Annotated in this window: 16 protein-coding genes, 1 other RNA gene and 1 pseudogene; 8 read left to right on the top strand and 10 right to left on the bottom strand. The window is 63.3% G+C overall.

Annotated features, from left to right (window positions below; translation table 11 throughout):
• Nucleotides 1-9 precede the first annotated feature (9 nt).
• Nucleotides 10-1,521 (bottom strand): amidase, encoded by a 1,512-nt coding sequence (locus ACI5KX_RS13330; RefSeq protein ID WP_406811379.1) that lies wholly within the window; start codon nucleotides 1,519-1,521, stop codon nucleotides 10-12.
• Between the two features lie 177 nt (nucleotides 1,522-1,698).
• Here ACI5KX_RS13330 and ACI5KX_RS13325 point away from each other — a divergent pair, with 177 nt between their 5' ends.
• From ACI5KX_RS13325 to ACI5KX_RS13315, 3 genes are all read left to right on the top strand, one after another.
• Nucleotides 1,699-2,403, top strand: a complete 705-nt coding sequence (locus ACI5KX_RS13325) for an ATP-dependent Clp protease proteolytic subunit (RefSeq protein ID WP_406811143.1) — start codon at nucleotides 1,699-1,701, stop codon at nucleotides 2,401-2,403.
• 218 nt (nucleotides 2,404-2,621) lie between these two features.
• Nucleotides 2,622-3,893, top strand: a complete 1,272-nt coding sequence (gene clpX, locus ACI5KX_RS13320; RefSeq protein WP_406811142.1) for an ATP-dependent Clp protease ATP-binding subunit ClpX — start codon at nucleotides 2,622-2,624, stop codon at nucleotides 3,891-3,893.
• Complete coding sequence (locus tag ACI5KX_RS13315) at nucleotides 3,890-4,261, top strand: hypothetical protein (RefSeq protein WP_406811141.1); 372 nt, start codon at nucleotides 3,890-3,892, stop codon at nucleotides 4,259-4,261. Before clpX ends, ACI5KX_RS13315 begins: the two co-directional genes overlap by 4 nt.
• 125 nt (nucleotides 4,262-4,386) lie before the next feature.
• Here ACI5KX_RS13315 and ACI5KX_RS13310 read toward each other — a convergent pair whose 3' ends face one another.
• The 5 genes from ACI5KX_RS13310 to mtgA all read right to left on the bottom strand — a co-directional run bounded on the left by ACI5KX_RS13310 (nucleotide 4,387) and on the right by mtgA (nucleotide 8,110).
• The gene (locus tag ACI5KX_RS13310) at nucleotides 4,387-4,956 is read right to left on the bottom strand and encodes a fasciclin domain-containing protein (RefSeq protein WP_406811140.1); all 570 of its coding nucleotides are present in this window, start codon (nucleotides 4,954-4,956) and stop codon (nucleotides 4,387-4,389) included.
• 144 nt (nucleotides 4,957-5,100) lie between these two features.
• On the bottom strand, nucleotides 5,101-5,883 hold the full coding sequence (locus tag ACI5KX_RS13305; protein ID WP_406811139.1) for an anti-sigma factor domain-containing protein: 783 nt from the start codon (nucleotides 5,881-5,883) through the stop codon (nucleotides 5,101-5,103).
• On the bottom strand, nucleotides 5,880-6,461 hold the full coding sequence (locus ACI5KX_RS13300) for a sigma-70 family RNA polymerase sigma factor (RefSeq protein ID WP_406811138.1): 582 nt from the start codon (nucleotides 6,459-6,461) through the stop codon (nucleotides 5,880-5,882). Before ACI5KX_RS13300 ends, ACI5KX_RS13305 begins: the two co-directional genes overlap by 4 nt.
• Nucleotides 6,461-7,423, bottom strand: coding sequence for a cation diffusion facilitator family transporter (locus tag ACI5KX_RS13295; RefSeq protein ID WP_406811137.1), 963 nt, complete (start codon nucleotides 7,421-7,423; stop codon nucleotides 6,461-6,463). The genes ACI5KX_RS13300 and ACI5KX_RS13295 overlap by 1 nt, the downstream gene beginning before the upstream one ends.
• Before the next feature lie 6 nt (nucleotides 7,424-7,429).
• A complete protein-coding gene (mtgA, locus tag ACI5KX_RS13290; protein ID WP_406811136.1) occupies nucleotides 7,430-8,110 on the bottom strand; it encodes a monofunctional biosynthetic peptidoglycan transglycosylase in 681 nt (226 codons plus the stop codon).
• 110 nt (nucleotides 8,111-8,220) lie between these two features.
• On the opposite strand from mtgA, the gene ACI5KX_RS13285 reads away from it, so the two are divergent.
• On the top strand, nucleotides 8,221-9,555 hold the full coding sequence (locus ACI5KX_RS13285) for an amidohydrolase (RefSeq protein WP_406811135.1): 1,335 nt from the start codon (nucleotides 8,221-8,223) through the stop codon (nucleotides 9,553-9,555).
• Between the two features lie 15 nt (nucleotides 9,556-9,570).
• On the opposite strand, the gene ACI5KX_RS13280 is transcribed toward ACI5KX_RS13285, so the two are convergent.
• The 4 genes and pseudogenes from ACI5KX_RS13280 to ACI5KX_RS13265 all read right to left on the bottom strand — a co-directional run.
• Nucleotides 9,571-10,164, bottom strand: a complete 594-nt coding sequence (locus ACI5KX_RS13280) for a hypothetical protein (RefSeq protein WP_406811134.1) — start codon at nucleotides 10,162-10,164, stop codon at nucleotides 9,571-9,573.
• 79 nt (nucleotides 10,165-10,243) lie between these two features.
• Entirely contained in the window at nucleotides 10,244-11,203 is a 960-nt protein-coding gene (rpoH, locus tag ACI5KX_RS13275; protein ID WP_406811133.1) for an RNA polymerase sigma factor RpoH, read from the bottom strand.
• A 58-nt stretch (nucleotides 11,204-11,261) separates the two neighbouring features.
• Nucleotides 11,262-12,200, bottom strand: coding sequence for an RluA family pseudouridine synthase (locus tag ACI5KX_RS13270; RefSeq protein ID WP_406811378.1), 939 nt, complete (start codon nucleotides 12,198-12,200; stop codon nucleotides 11,262-11,264).
• 99 nt (nucleotides 12,201-12,299) lie between these two features.
• Nucleotides 12,300-12,509, bottom strand: a pseudogene (locus tag ACI5KX_RS13265) (GIY-YIG nuclease family protein); the annotation flags it as partial.
• A 64-nt stretch (nucleotides 12,510-12,573) separates the two neighbouring features.
• Here ACI5KX_RS13265 and ACI5KX_RS13260 point away from each other — a divergent pair.
• The 4 genes from ACI5KX_RS13260 to rnpB all read left to right on the top strand — a co-directional run bounded on the left by ACI5KX_RS13260 (nucleotide 12,574) and on the right by rnpB (nucleotide 15,032).
• Nucleotides 12,574-12,960 (top strand): Mov34/MPN/PAD-1 family protein, encoded by a 387-nt coding sequence (locus ACI5KX_RS13260; protein WP_406811132.1) that lies wholly within the window; start codon nucleotides 12,574-12,576, stop codon nucleotides 12,958-12,960.
• Nucleotides 12,961-13,155: 195 nt separating this feature from the next.
• The gene (locus ACI5KX_RS13255; protein ID WP_406811131.1) at nucleotides 13,156-13,809 is read left to right on the top strand and encodes a histidine phosphotransferase family protein; all 654 of its coding nucleotides are present in this window, start codon (nucleotides 13,156-13,158) and stop codon (nucleotides 13,807-13,809) included.
• Nucleotides 13,810-13,812: 3 nt separating this feature from the next.
• Nucleotides 13,813-14,559, top strand: coding sequence for an N-acetylmuramoyl-L-alanine amidase (locus ACI5KX_RS13250; protein WP_406811130.1), 747 nt, complete (start codon nucleotides 13,813-13,815; stop codon nucleotides 14,557-14,559).
• A 54-nt stretch (nucleotides 14,560-14,613) separates the two neighbouring features.
• Nucleotides 14,614-15,032: RNase P RNA component class A (gene rnpB, locus ACI5KX_RS13245), an RNA gene on the top strand.
• Nucleotides 15,033-15,081: the final 49 nt, after the last annotated feature.

The raw sequence follows: 15,081 nt of genomic DNA, 5'->3' as shown, positions 1-15,081 counted from the left end.
AGCGGAATTTTATTCCGCGGGTGACCAGGGTTCGAATGTGGGCGCGGGCAGCGTGGCTGTCCGCGCCCTTTCATATGCAGCGCCGGCTTTCAGGACATCGTGGTCGGCCCATTTCGCTCCGAAAAAGCTGATCCCCACCGGCAGCTTCTCGACCGCGCCCATTGGCACGGTGAGGTGCGGATAGCCTGCAATCGCCGCCGGGCTGCCGAATCCGATCGAACCGTTGAAATTATCGCCGTTGACGAGATCGCTGACCCATGACGGTCCGCGCGTCGGAGCGACGAGGAACTGCACGTCGTTGTCGGCCAACAGCGTGTCGAGCGTCTCTTCGCCCGCGATCCGCACCGCATTCTCGCGCGCCTGTTCATAGGCCTCGCGATCGGTAGTTGCTTCCGCCTGCTCGAAGAGATCCTGTCCGAAGAAGCGCAGCTCGATATCGGCGTTTTCTTCATTGAAGGCGATCAGGTCGGCGAGACTGCGCGGGGTCTTGCCGCCGGGCATCTCCGGGATCGAGGACAGATACTTGCCCATTTCCTCGCGCAGCTCGAACATCAGCACCGTAAAGCTGTCGCCATACATCTCGCGGTTCGGCTCGAATTCGATGTCGACCAGTACGGCGCCCGCGCGTTCGAGATCGCCGAGCGCCGTTTCGAAAACAGCACGCACGTCCGCGCGATTGCCGATCTGGTTGCGCATCACGCCGATCCGCACGCCTTCGAGCGAGAATGTATCGAGGCCTGCGGTGTAGTCTTCGATGCGGGGCACGCCGAGGGTCGCAGCGTCCGCCGGATCCTCGCCCGCAATCGCGCTCAGCAGCAGCGCGGCATCATGAACGTTCTGCGTCATCGGCCCGGCGGTGTCCTGCGTGCTCGAAATCGGCACGACATGCGTGCGGCTGACCAGGCCGACGCTTGGCTTGAAACCCACGATGCCGTTGATCGATGCAGGGCAGGTGATCGACCCGTTGGTCTCGGTTCCGATCGCAGCCCATGCGAAACCCGCCGCCACCGCCGATCCGCTGCCCGACGACGAGCCGCACGCATTGCGGTCGGTCGCGTGCGGGTTGCGGGTCAGCCCGCCGACGGCGCTCCATCCGCTGGTCGAATCGTTCGAGCGGATATTGGCCCATTCGGACAGATTCGCCTTGCCGAGCACCAGCCCGCCCGCCTCGCGCAGGTTGGCGATCAGCGGTGCGTCGCGGCGGGTGAAGTTTTCGAGCAGCGCATAGCTGCCCGCCGTCGTCGCCCATTCCTCGGTTTCGATATTGTCTTTCACCAGCACGCTGCGGCCCTTTAGGATACCCGCATCCGCCAGCTCGCGCGCTTTGAACCCGGCGGTTTTGGAATAGACGATCACGGCGTTGAGACCGTGCGGGCCGCTGTCATGGGTTTCGATCCGCTCGATCCGTTCGGCAACATCCGTCACCGCGTCGAAGCCGGTGCTGGAATGATCGTCGGCAAGGGCTATGGAACCGGCAGCAAGCAGGGCTGCGAGGCCGGTGGTCGAAGCGAGTGCGCTCATTTTCATGCGCGACGGATTGCGCGATTTTGCCGACAGCGCAAGTGCGCGCATGCTGGATTCGTCCGAGGCTGGCCACAGGACGAAGGAGCTTTCCCCAAGGCGAATGGTTAAACCCCTTGAATCCTGCCAGCGGTGCTCCGACATTGCCCATCCGACATCAAAGAGGAAATACCCCACATGATCGACCTGCTCGGCAATAACGGCGAAACCTACGGCACCCAGGGCCAGTTCACGCGCGATCCGCTTACCGGCGCACTCGTGCCGGTGGTGGTCGAGCAGACCAGCCGCGGCGAGCGCAGCTTCGACATTTTTTCGCGCCTGCTGCGCGAACGCATCGTGTTCGTGACCGGACAGGTCGAGGACGGGATGGCATCGCTCATCACCGCGCAGCTGCTGTTTCTCGAAAGCGAAAACCCTTCGAAGCCGATCAGCATGTACATCAACTCACCGGGCGGCGTGGTGACCGCGGGCATGGCGATCCACGACACGATGCAATACATCAAGCCGCGCGTTTCGACCGTGTGCATGGGGCAGGCCGCATCGATGGGCAGTTTCCTTCTTGCTGCGGGCGAGCCGGGCATGCGCGTCGCGCTGCCGAACGCCCGAATCATGGTCCACCAGCCTTCTGGCGGTGCGCGCGGTATGGCCTCGGACATCGAGATCCAGGCCCGCGAAATCCTGCGCATCAAGGCGCGGATGAACGACCTCTATGTGAAATACACGGGCCAGACCCTCGACGAGATCGAAAAGGCGATGGACCGCGACACCTTCCTCGAAGCCGAAGAAGCCAAGAAATTCGGCATCGTCGACAAGGTGTTCGAAACGCGCCCGGAAAACGAAGAAACGGGCAATGAAGAGGGATCGGGCGGCGCGCCCGAGTAACCGGTCCAACAGGCCTTCATCTCCCCGCCCGGACCCGCCCCGATGCGGGACAGGGGCAAGAACGAACCCGGTTTTGCGCCGCTCAGGTCAGATTTTAGTCACCTGTGCGGACCTAAAAAGCGTGCCTATGAGTTGATTCATACGGCGCCCAAGTTACATTCGGCGAATCCCCTGCGGGAGCACGATGTGTGCACTGCGGGAGATTCGAGGACTACAGGATGACGAAATTGAGCGGAACTGACAGCAAAAGCACACTCTACTGCAGCTTCTGCGGGAAGTCGCAGCACGAAGTGCGCAAGCTTATCGCGGGGCCCACCGTCTTCATCTGCGATGAATGCGTGGAGCTGTGCAACGATATCATCCGCGAGGAAACGAAAGCGGGGATCGCCGGCAAGAAGGAAGGCGAAGTCCCCACGCCGCGCGAAATCTTCGAGACGCTCAACGATTACGTCATCGGCCAGAATTCCGCCAAGCGGAACCTCTCGGTCGCGGTCCACAACCACTACAAGCGGCTGAAGCACTCGGGCAAGGCGGGCGATGTCGAGCTCGCCAAGTCGAACATCCTGCTGGTCGGTCCGACCGGCACCGGCAAGACGCTGCTCGCACAAACGCTCGCGCGCACCTTCGACGTGCCGTTCACGATGGCCGATGCCACCACGCTGACCGAAGCCGGTTACGTGGGCGAGGATGTCGAGAACATCATCCTCAAGCTGCTCCAGTCTTCCGACTACAATGTCGAGAAGGCGCAGCACGGCATCGTCTATATCGACGAGATCGACAAGATCACCCGCAAGGCGGAAAACCCCTCAATCACCCGCGACGTGTCGGGCGAGGGCGTGCAGCAGGCGCTGCTCAAGCTGATGGAAGGGACCACGGCGAGCGTCCCTCCGCAGGGTGGACGCAAGCATCCGCAGCAGGAATTCCTGCAGGTCGATACGACCAACATCCTGTTCATCTGTGGCGGCGCGTTTGCGGGTCTCGACAAGATTATTGCCGACCGCTTGCAGAAACGCAGCATCGGCTTCGGCGCGCACGTCGCCGATCCCGACAAGCGCAAGGTCGGCGAGTTGCTCGAAAAGAGTGAGCCGGAGGACCTTCTCAAGTTCGGCCTGATCCCCGAATTCGTCGGCCGCCTGCCGGTGATCGCGACCCTGCACGATCTCAACGTCGATGCGCTGGTGACGATCCTCAAGGAGCCGAAGAACGCGCTGGTCAAGCAGTACCACAAGCTGTTCGAGCTTGAGGACGTCGAGCTGACCTTCACCGAGGAAGCGCTGAAGGCGATCGCCGAACGCGCGATCAAGCGCAAGACCGGGGCGCGCGGCCTGCGTTCGATCGTCGAAGGCATCCTGCTCGATACGATGTTCGAACTGCCCGATATGGAGAATGTCAGCGAGATCGTGATCGACGATGAAGTGGTGGCGGGCAAGAAAGACCCGATCCGCGTCGTCGCCAACGATGACGAGGGCAAGAAGGAAGCGGCTGCTTGAGTTCGCTCGCAGCGCTCGGCGCGGGAGCGCTGACGCTGGCCTCACCGCTCGCTGCGCAAGACGCGGCCGGGTCCCAGCCCGCACCCATGAAGTGTGAACGCGGTCCGGTGGAACGGTACTTCGACAACGTCCAGTGGTATGTCTTTGCATGCGAAGACGAAGCAAGCCTTGTCTTCTTTACCGGCCCCAAGTCTCCCGCAGACCTGCAATTCTACTTTCTCGTCTATCCCAAGGACGGGACTTACAAGGTCTACGGCGAAGGTAAGGGGGACAAGGCGCTTACGAAGCCCGCCTATGACGCCATTTCCAGTATGACTGCGAGCGATTTCCGGGCGCTCCATTCCGAAGCATCCGCGCAGGGCCGATAGGCTTACCAGCTCCGAAAATGCAAAACCCCGCCCGGCACTGGAGTGGCCGGACGGGGTCGCTGTTTGCGCCGCCCCGGATGGGAGGGGTGGGGAACGGTGGAGCGGCGCTAAGTTGTAGGCTTCGCTCAGGCCGGGAGGAACACCCCGTCGGTCACGTGGATCGTGCCGTTCGACGTGCTTACATCGGCCTGGGTCACGGCGGTCGCGCGGCCCTTGCCGTCGGTGATCACGATCGTGTCGCCCGAGAGGCGCGCGGTCAGTGTCTCGCCCGCGACGGTGTCGATCGTCGCCGATCCGCCATGCTTCTTGATCAGCTTCACCAGGTCGCCGCTGGTCACGTTACCCGTGACGGCATGATAGGTGAGGATGGTGGTCAGCGTGCCCTTGTTCGCAGGCTTCACCAGCGTCGAGACGGTGCCATCGGGCAGCTTGGCGAAGGCGGTGTCGGTCGGCGCGAAAACGGTGAACGGGCCGGGGCTCGAAAGCGTATCGACGAGGCCCGCGGCCTTTACGGCGGTCACGAGCGTATTGTGCACGCCGGTGCTCTGCGCGGTTTCGACGATGTTCGGAGCCGATTTTGCGGCTTCCTTGTGGTGTCCGGCCATGGCCGGAGCCGCGCCGATAGCGGCGAAGCCGGTGGTTGCGGCGAGAGCAGCGAAGGCTGCGGCTTTGAATGAATTCGGGGTTACAGGCATTGGTATCTCCTTTTCCTGCAAGCCCCTCCCAGATCTTGCATGCACAGCTACGCAGCGCGCGGCGAGCCGGATGCGGGAAAATCGCAAAATCTTGAAACAATGGATGAAAGGCGGGGTTTCGGCGCTGAGACGAGCGCGCCAGGCTCAGACCTTGGAGAACGCGCCCTCGGCCACGACCGGTCCGGCATCGACGCCTTCGGGCTTCCCGCCGATCGGCTCGCGGGTCAGCAGGATCTGCACCCCGTCGCCAAGGTTGCGCGCAATGGTCTCGGGCAATTCCATGGCTTTCACTTCGCCCGGCGCGACCACGCCGAGCGACTGCAATTCGCCGCCGTCGGCGGGCACCAGCCAAAGCTCGTGATCGTGCAAGCCATCCGGCGTCAGGCCGATCGCGGCGACGAGCATCCTGTCGCTTTCGGGAATGTAGGTGACGTCGAGCCGCAGCCCGGTGTCGCCGATCGGCACGGTCGCGACCAGCGGCTCCGCGCTCGCAAGCACAGGCGCGTCGGTCGGTCCGGGGACGGGTGAACCGCCGCCGCCACCGAAAGCCAGGAAAGCGAGCGCCACGGCTGCCGCTGCGGAGGTGAGTCCCGCGGCCCATTGCCAGCGACGCACCTGCGTCTGCAGCTCGATCACATTGGCGGCGGAGCCTCCACCGCCCGCGAGCTCGACTTCGGCCTGGGTTGCGCGCAAACCATCGATGCGCGCTTCGATCTGGGGCCAGATGTCGGCAGTCGGCTCCACCGGCCGCACGTCATCGAGCAGCGGAGCGAGATGCGCTTCCCACTGCGCCACTTGCGCTGCGAACGCGACGTCGGTTGCCTCGCGTCCGCGCGCCGACAGCAGCTCCTCGCCTTCGAGCAGCCCGAGCGCATATTCGGCCGCGAGCGTCGCGTCGTCACGCATGGTATCGTCCCCGCCGCTCATTCGCCCGCCTCCAGACATGTGCGCAGCTTCATGAGCCCGCGCCGGATCCAGCTTTTCATCGTGCCGAGCGGGACGTCCCGCTCCTCGGCGAGTTCGGCATAGGTCTTTCCATCGAAGAATGCCGCGCGGATGTTGTCGCGCGCGTTCTCTTCCAGTGTCTCGAGGCATGTGTGAACGCGTGCCGCCCGCTCGCCGTCGATCAGCAACTGGTCGGCCAGCGGGGCGGCATCTGGCAGCGGAGCGGCTTCCTCGACCGGGACGGCGCCACCCCGCACCTTGCCGGTGCGCAGGCGGTCGATCGCGCGGTTGCGCGCAAACGTCGCCAGCCACGAAATCGGGCTCGCCCGTTCGGGGTCGTAGCGGTTGGCCCGCTGCCACAGATTGACGTAGACGTCTTGCAAGGCGTCTTCTGCCTCCTTCCTATCGCCCAAGATACGGAAGCAAATGCCGAAGAGTTTCACTCGGGTCGCGGTGTATACCTGCTCCAATGCGGCGGTGTCACCCTCGGCGAGCCGAACCATGGCCGCGCGCAGCGCTTCGCGGGCCTCTGGCGAGGCCGGGGTCGGCGAATTCGCCATCAGCAGCCGGTCCCGCAATCGTCTTTTTCGCCGCGTTCGACCTGGATCGTCGCGTGATTGATCCCGAAACGGTCTTCGAGCGAATGGGCGATCTCGTGCAGGAATTGGTCGCTGCAAGGGGCGCCGGGCATCACGAGATGCGCGGTCAGCGCCGTCTCGGTTGTCGACATCGGCCAGATATGCAGGTCGTGCACCGCTTTCACCCCTTCGAGACCCGCCAGATGGCCGCGCACTTCGCTCACGTCAATCCTTGCAGGAACTGCAAGTAACCCCATGCGAATACTGTCTTTCGCGAGGCCCCACGTGCCCCATGCAATCATCGCGACAATGGCTAGGCTGACCAGCGGATCGATCCACCACAGGCCCGAGACAACGATCGCGAGACCCGCCACCACGACGCCGACCGAAACCAGCGCATCGGCGGCCATGTGCAGATAGGCACCGCGGATATTGAGATCTTCCTGCCCGCGCAAGAACAGCATGGCGGTGCCGGCGTTGATGATGACACCGATCCCGGCGACGATCATCATCACCTCGCCTTGCGGCTCGCTCGGTTCGAGCAGGCGGTGCATTGTCTCGAACAGGATCGCTCCGATCGCCACCGCCAGCAGCAACGCGTTGGCGATCGCGGCAAGGATGGTCGAGCTCTTGAAGCCGTAGGTGTAGCGCTCGCTTGGCGGGCGTTTGGCCGCGATATTGGCACCCCATGCAAGCAGGAGTGCGAGCACGTCGGAGAGGTTGTGGCCTGCGTCGGCCACGAGGGCCATCGAGCCGTAGAGGAAGCCGAACAGGGCCTCGACCACGACGAAGCCGGTGTTGAGCACGACGCCGATCAGGAACGCGGGGCCGAAATCCTTGGGTGCGTGATGGTGGCCGTGATGGTCGTGCAGCCCGTGACAATCGGTATCGCCGTCGCCGCGACCGGGCGCGTGGGAATGATGATGTGCGTGCGAATGACCCATCCGGGGTCAGTCATAAACGCATGAATCGAGCCCGTCACCCTTCACGACGTTGATCCGGCGTTCGACCGAATTGCCGTGGCGAGCGAGCCAGCCGCCGGGATTGACCACCGAGCGGGTCTTGGGGCTGGGCAGGGCGACCGCCATGCGGCTTGCCTCGTCGCGCGAAAGCCGCGCGGCGGACTTGCCGAAATAGCGCTGCGCTCCGGCCTCGGCACCGTAGGTCCCGATCCCGGTCTCGGCGACGTTGAGATAGACCTCCATGATCCGTTCCTTGCCCCAGACCGCTTCGATCCAGAAGGTGAACCACGCTTCCAACCCTTTGCGGAAATAGCCGCCGCCTTGCCACAGGAACACGTTCTTGGCGGTCTGCTGGCTGATCGTCGAAGCGCCGCGGATGCGTCCGCCGCGCGCGTTCTCTTCCATCGCCTGTTCGATCGCCTCGGTGTCGAACCCCCAGTGCTCGCAGAATTTCGAATCCTCCGCCGCGATCACCGCCGCGACAAGGTTGGGATCGATATTGTCGAGCCTTTCCCAATCCTTGGTGATGCCGTTTTCGTCCATCAGCATGGTCGCTGTGACGGGCACGGGCACCCATTTGAAGACGATCACGAGGATCAGGCTGATCCCGACGAACCACAGGATAGCCTTGGCCAGGAATCGGGTTGTGAGGGAAAGGGCGCGGCGCATTGCGAGCCCGCATTTACTGCCGCTTTTGCGAGGGCGCAATCGCGCATGTCTTGCGGTAGAGGGCGCAGCGTGCTTGGAAGCGTGCCAAGAACATCCACGAGGAGAATCCGATGCGCCTGTTCCGTTCCGCCACCGCCGCCCTCGCGCTGGCTGCAGCGACCGTTGCCGCACCCGCCATTGCCGACGATCACGACGTCGCGCATGCGATCGCCGCCGATTACGAAGGCTATCTCGCGGACCTGTTCGTCCACTTCCACAAGAACCCCGAGCTTTCCTTCCTCGAAACGAAGACCGCCGCGCGCATGGCCGCGGAACTGCGCAAGGCCGGGGTCGAGGTCACCGAAGGCGTCGGCGGGACCGGCGTGGTCGGGATGCTGCGCAATGGAGAAGGGCCGCTGATCCTGTTGCGCGCGGACATGGACGGGTTGCCTGTGCCGGAGAAATCGGGTCTCGAATATGCGTCCACCGCAACGCAGGTCGGGCAGGACGGCAAGGAATACCCGGTGATGCACGCCTGCGGTCACGATGTGCACATCACTTCGATGGTCGGCACCGCGCGCTGGCTGGCAGGCAACAAGGATGCGTGGTCGGGCACCGTAATGTTTGTCGTCCAGCCCGCAGAGGAGCGCGTCGGCGGGGCCAAGGCGATGATCGCGGACGGGCTTTACGACCGCTTCGGCAAACCCGATTACGCGCTCGCGTTTCACGTCGCTGCGCAATTCCCGACCGGCAAGGTCTCGGCCTCGGAGGGCATCCAGTATTCGAGCGCGGACAGCGTCGACATCATGGTCCCCGGCGTCGGCGCGCACGGCGCGAGCCCGCATACGGGCCGCGATCCGGTCTACATCGCCTCGCAGATCGTCACCGCGCTGCAATCGATCGTCAGCCGCGAGGTCATGCCGCTGAAGCCTGCCGTGATCACGGTCGGCGCGTTCCAGGCGGGGACGAAGCACAACATCATTTCGGACCGCGCCGACCTGCAGCTGACGGTTCGCGCGAACGACGAAGGAACCCGCGCGCAACTGCTCGAGGCGATCGAGCGGATCGCGGTCGGCATCGGCAAGGCCCACGGCCTGCCCGACGAGCTTCCGGTCAAGGTCACCGTGAGCGAGGGTACGCCGGTCACGAACAACGATCCCGGGCTCGCCAAGCGGCTGAACGGCGTGATGAAGCGCGAACTGGGCGAAGACGCCTTCATGCCGTTCGAACAGAAGGGCATGGGCGCGGAGGATTTCGCCTATTTCGTGACCGAGGAACTCGACGTGCCGGGATACTATTTCGCGGTTGGCGGTACCCCGCAGGAGGCCTTCGACGCAGCCGAGAACGGTGGTCCGCCGGTGCCGAGCCACCACAGCCCGTTGTTCAAGATTGCGCCAAAACCAAGCGTGACGCTGGGCACCCGCGCGATGATCGCGGCGGTCACGGATCTGGCTCCGACCGAGTGAGGCGTAGCAGCAGCTTTAGGGCTGCTGCGCGGTGAGCGCCGACCAGTCAATCTGCGAGAACAGGCGCTCGGCCACGCCGTCGAGCTTCCCGGTGTCGCGGTCGAAGAACGAGCCGCGATATTTCGCGAGCCATTTGCCGTCGGCCATGCATCCGACCCACAGGAACGAGATCAGTTTCGGGTGCTCGAAACCATAGCCGTTCTGTTTGACTGAAAACTGCGCGGATTTCTGGGTCGCGCCAGGAAAGCCCGGGATCGTCAGTTCCGGCGCATTCTTCACCAGTTTGCCGTTGCGTCGTTCGATCGCAGTCTTTGCTCCGTCGAACTCATCCTGGCACGAGACCCCCCGCGCAGGGTAGAGGTACAGTGTGATCTCACCCGGAAGTCCCGCAATGCTGTATCCGATGCCGACATCGGTACCATCTGCGTTGAATTCGGTGACCTTGTGGCGTTCGAATTCGCCCGCCGTTTCCGGGAATTCCACCGCGACGCCTTTATGCACATAGGGGTCGGGCGCGTTGGCAACCACGCCTTGGGCCACAACAGGGGATCCGGCGCCGACAACGGCAACCAGCGCCGCAAAAGCGGCCAGACGAAAACGTGCGAACATATGAAAAACCTCCCGAAGCGGCGTTAGCGCGACGGGAGGTTATTCAACTGTGGCTTTCGCCGCAATGTATGGTTTCGCGTTATGCGACGCCCGGCAACAGCCGCTCGCCAGCGATGCGCTGCATCGCCTTTTGCAGCTTCTCGAACGCGCGCACTTCGATCTGGCGGATGCGCTCACGCGAAACGTCATAGACCTGCGACAGCTCTTCGAGCGTCTGCGGCTTTTCCGTCAGGCGGCGTTCGGTCAGGATGTGCTTCTCGCGGTCGTTGAGCGAATCCATCGCTTCGACCAGCATGTCGTGGCGCACTTCGGCCTCTTCGGCGTCGGCAACCATTTCATCCTGCAGCGGACCGTCATCGGTCAGCCAGTCCTGCCATTCGCCCGAGCCTTCCTCGCCATTGCGCATCGGCGTGTTGAGCGAGCCGTCGCCGCCCATCATCATCCGGCGGTTCATGTTGACGACTTCCTGCTCCGGCACGCCCAGATCGGTCGCGATCTTGGTCACGTCCTCGGGCGACAGGTCGGTGTCTTCGTAGGCCTCGAGCTGCTTCTTCATCCGGCGCAGGTTGAAGAACAGCTTCTTTTGCGCGGCGGTGGTGCCCATTTTCACGAGCGACCAGCTGCGCAGGATGAATTCCTGGATCGAAGCCTTTATCCACCACATCGCATAGGTCGCGAGGCGGAAGCCGCGATCGGGCTCGAACTTCTTCACGCCCTGCATCAGGCCGACATTGCCTTCGGAAATGAGGTCGGACACGGGCAGGCCATAGCCGCGATATCCCATCGCGATCTTGGCCACGAGCCGCAGGTGACTTGAAACCAGCTGTGCGGCCGCTTCCGGATCCTCGTGTTCGGCATAGCGCTTGGCGAGCATGTATTCCTGCTCGGCCGTAAGCACCGGATATTTCTTGATTTCCGACAGGTAGCGATTGAGTCCCTGCTCACCGCCCAGGGCGGGTACCGTCGGCGTCTTCGTTTTGCTCACTTCTTCCCTAACCTTTCTTATGTCGACCTCGCTCCCCGGACCCCTGATGGGCATCCGGCATTTCGGGCCACGCGGTTACATATAGACCAGTTTTACGCGATTTACGCGCATTTCATCGATTAAAACGCCCAAGTTGGTCGATTAGTTCCCTCATATCGGGGGGTAAATCGGCCTCGAAACGCATGGTTTCCCCGGTGATCGGGTGGGTGAACCCCAATTCCGCCGCGTGCAGCGCCTGACGGGCGAATCGAAGCTCGGAAACGATGGGTTTCAAGGGCTTGGGCGTCCTGCCGTAGAGTGGATCCCCTAATAGCGCATGACCGATTGATGCACAGTGAACGCGCACCTGGTGTGTCCTGCCGGTTTCGAGCCTGCATTCGATCAGCGAAGCCGATTCCAGCCGTTGAAGACACTTGTAATGGGTGATGGCGGTTTTCCCGCGTGAGGAATTCTTGTCGAGCACCGCCATTTTCTTTCGATTGGCGTCGCTGCGCCCGATTCGCGCCTCGATCGTGCCCTCGGCCGGGTTGGGATGGCCCGCGCAAACCGCGAGATAGCGGCGGTGGATCGAATGGTCGGCGAACTGCTTTGCGAGGCCTTCATGCGCGGCATCGGACTTCGCCACGACCAGCAGGCCCGAGGTGTCCTTGTCGATCCGGTGGACGATGCCGGGGCGTGCGACCCCGCCGATCCCCGAAAGCCGGCCCACGCAATGGTGCAGCAGGGCATTGACCAGCGTGCCATCCGGATTGCCCGCCGCCGGATGGACGACCATGCCGGCGGGCTTGTTGACCACGATGAGGTGCTGGTCCTCGAACACGATATCGAGCGGGATATCCTGCGGCTGCGCTTGCGGTTCGGCGGCGGCGGGCACGGTGATGCGGAACTGCGCGCCTTCGACCACCTTGGCGCTCGGCGACGACGCCACGACGCCATCGACCTCGACGAGCCCTTCGCCGATCAGCGCCTGCACCCGCGCGCGACTGAGCGCGGTCGTATCGGCCAGCGCCTTGTCGAGGCGGGCCGGGGCGGTCACATGTCCTTCAATCACTTCCGCTCGTCCTGAGCTTGTCGAAGGACCGTCCTTCTTTCTTGCGTGACGTGACACCGCGTTCCAATCCCCGCGAATTAGCGCGAGCTTCTTCGCCCGCGACCAGCCCTTGATCTTTCGCTCGGCTTCGAAAGCCTCTTGCCTCGTCTGGAACCCCTCCGACCAAACCAGTTCGACCGGAAGCCTTTCGGATGTGAATGTCGAACCGCCGCCAGCCTTGTGCTGTGCGACGCGATATTCCAGATCATCTGTATGTCCGGTGTAAAAGACACCGCCTCGGCAATGAAGGATGTAGGTCCAGAACGGCATGGCAAGCGCTAGAAAGGAAAAACGGTCCTTCGACAAGCTCAGGACGAGCGGGGAAGGGGAGGTGATGCTGGCGCAAAGTGTCCTGGACGCCATGCTCTCCGCCGCCCGCGCTGCGCATCCGCGCGAGGCTTGCGGCATCCTGCTCGGCGATGGAACGGGCATCACCCAATTCACCGAAACCGCCAACATCCACCCGACCCCCGAAACGCATTTCGAAATCGACCCGCAGGCGTTGATCGACGCCCATCGCGCCGCGCGCACCGGTGGTCTCAAAGTCATGGGATATTTTCACTCGCATCCGGTCGGCGATCCGGAACCGTCCCGGGCCGATCGCGCCGAGTCCGCCGGGGACCGACGGGTCTGGGCGATTGCCGCGGGCGAAACTGTCCGCTTTTGGCGCGACGATCCGGACGGTTTCGAGGCGCTTTCCTACGCGTTGGCAACGCGCTAGAGGTATCACTCCAACACGTTTGGCACCTGTGACATGGGCCAGGGATTTTTTTTGAAAAGCGCCGAAGTGTCAATTTCAGCGGGTCGACAGGGACAGAATATCAACAATGACAACGACTTATCACTGGCTTGCGAAATTGACGCAGGTGTCAACTTCGTCACCCGAATTCGTTCAGGTCTAACACGGAAAAGCTGAATGACCTCGCAAACCGACCTCGCCGCCCTGCTGTGTTCGCGCCTTTGCCATGACATGCTCTCGCCCGTCGGCGCGCTGTCGAACGGGCTCGAGCTGCTCGCCGACGAGCAGGATCCGGAGATGCGCAAGCGCTGCATCGAACTGCTTGAACAGAGCGCAAAGATCAGCACTGACAAATTGAAATTCTTCCGTCTTGCCTTCGGTGCCGCCGGCGGGTTCGGCGAAAACGTGCCGGTCGAAGAGGCGCGCGATGTCATCGACGCGCTTGCGGGCGACAACAAACGGGTCGAGATCAACTGGGCAGTCGGCGAAAGCAGCCTGCCCAAGCCTGCGGTGAAAGTGCTGCTCAACCTCGCCCAGATCGCGCTCGATGCGCTGGTGCGCGGCGGCACGCTCGATATCGGCGCCGAGAAGCGCGAAGGCAATGTCGAGATCGTCGCGCGGGCGCGCGGGGCGAAGATCGCTTTCGACGAGACCATCGGCCATGCCTTGCAGGGCGATATCGCAGCGGTCGAGGTCACCAGCCGGACAGCGGCGGCGCACATGATCGCGCTGCTCGCCGAGGAACTGGGCGGCGGACTGCAATATGCTCTTACCGACGATGCCTTGGTGCTGGGGGCGATCATCCCCGAGCCCGAAGGCATGATCGGCTGAACGATGAGCACGCCGTTCGATCCCAGCTATTACACCGGCAAGGACGATGCCGAGCTGGTGCACCGGACCGAGCTTTCGCCCAATTTCGACGAGCGCAACACGCCGATCACCATGGCGGTGATCCACTACACCGAGATGAAGCCGGTCGAGACCGCGCTGGAACGGCTGACCGATCCGGAGGCCAAGGTCTCCGCGCACTACCTCATCACCGAAGAAGGCGAGGTCATCCGCCTGGTGCCCGAGGAGAAGCGCGCCTGGCATGCGGGCGCTTCCTACTGGCGCGGCACCAAGGACGTGAATTCGGCAAGCATCGGGATCGAGCTCGACCATCCGGGCCATGCGCTGGGCTATCGCGAGTTCAGCGATGCGCAGTTCGAAGCGCTGGTGCCGCTGCTGGCGCGGATCGTGAAGGACTACGACATTCCGCGCGCCAATGTCGTCGGCCATTCCGACGTGGCGCCGTTGCGCAAGGTCGACCCCGGAGAGCTGTTCCCGTGGGACCGGCTGGCCGAATACGGGCTGTGCCTGCCGCGGCCCGCCAAGCTCGAAAAGGGCGATCCGTTCCACAATGAAGGCGCTTTTATCCTCGCGCTCGAGCGCTTCGGCTACGACATCACCGAAGGGCGCAAGGCGATCGAAGCGTTCGAGCGGCGCTGGCGGCCCGAGCGGATCGAGGGACGGGTGGACGCACAACTGGGCGCGATCCTGTGGCACCTTCTGCTCGAACGCGATCGCGGCGCGGCGCGATGAGCCGATATCGGTAAAGCTTTCCTACATGTGGTTTCGGGTATAAGCGGCATCTGTCAGGGGGCCGAGGCAGCCGCGTTACCGCGAGGTACCGAGGAAAGTCCGGGCTCCACGAAGCAGAGGTGGCGGGTAACGCCCGCCGGGTGCCTACCTCACGGGCGGCATTCAGGGAAAGTGCCACAGAGAGTATACCGCCGATGGACCCTAAAGGTCACAGGCAAGGGTGAAAGGGTGCGGCAAGAGCGCACCGGGGCTCTGGCAACAGCGTCCGCATGGCAAACCCCACCTGGAGCAAGGCCAAATAGGGGCCTCGCGTCCGCTTTCGGGCGGGCAGTGGCGTTTCGCCGCGAGAGGCCCGGGTTGGCTGCTCGAGCCATTCGGCAACGGATGGCCTAGACGAATGGCTGCCGCCGCAGCGCTGATCTTCGGATATCGGCTCGCGGAGACAGAACCCGGCTTATGACGCCCCCTGACATCCTTTCTGCCCTACCGCTTCGGTGCTTGAGGGCGGGTCCATTTCGGCTT

The sequence above is a fragment of the Erythrobacter sp. GH1-10 genome, from assembly GCF_045363165.1.
Lineage (GTDB): Bacteria > Pseudomonadota > Alphaproteobacteria > Sphingomonadales > Sphingomonadaceae > Erythrobacter.
Note: the sequence above shows the minus strand (reverse complement) of the source record. Positions and strands in the feature narration are given on the sequence as shown.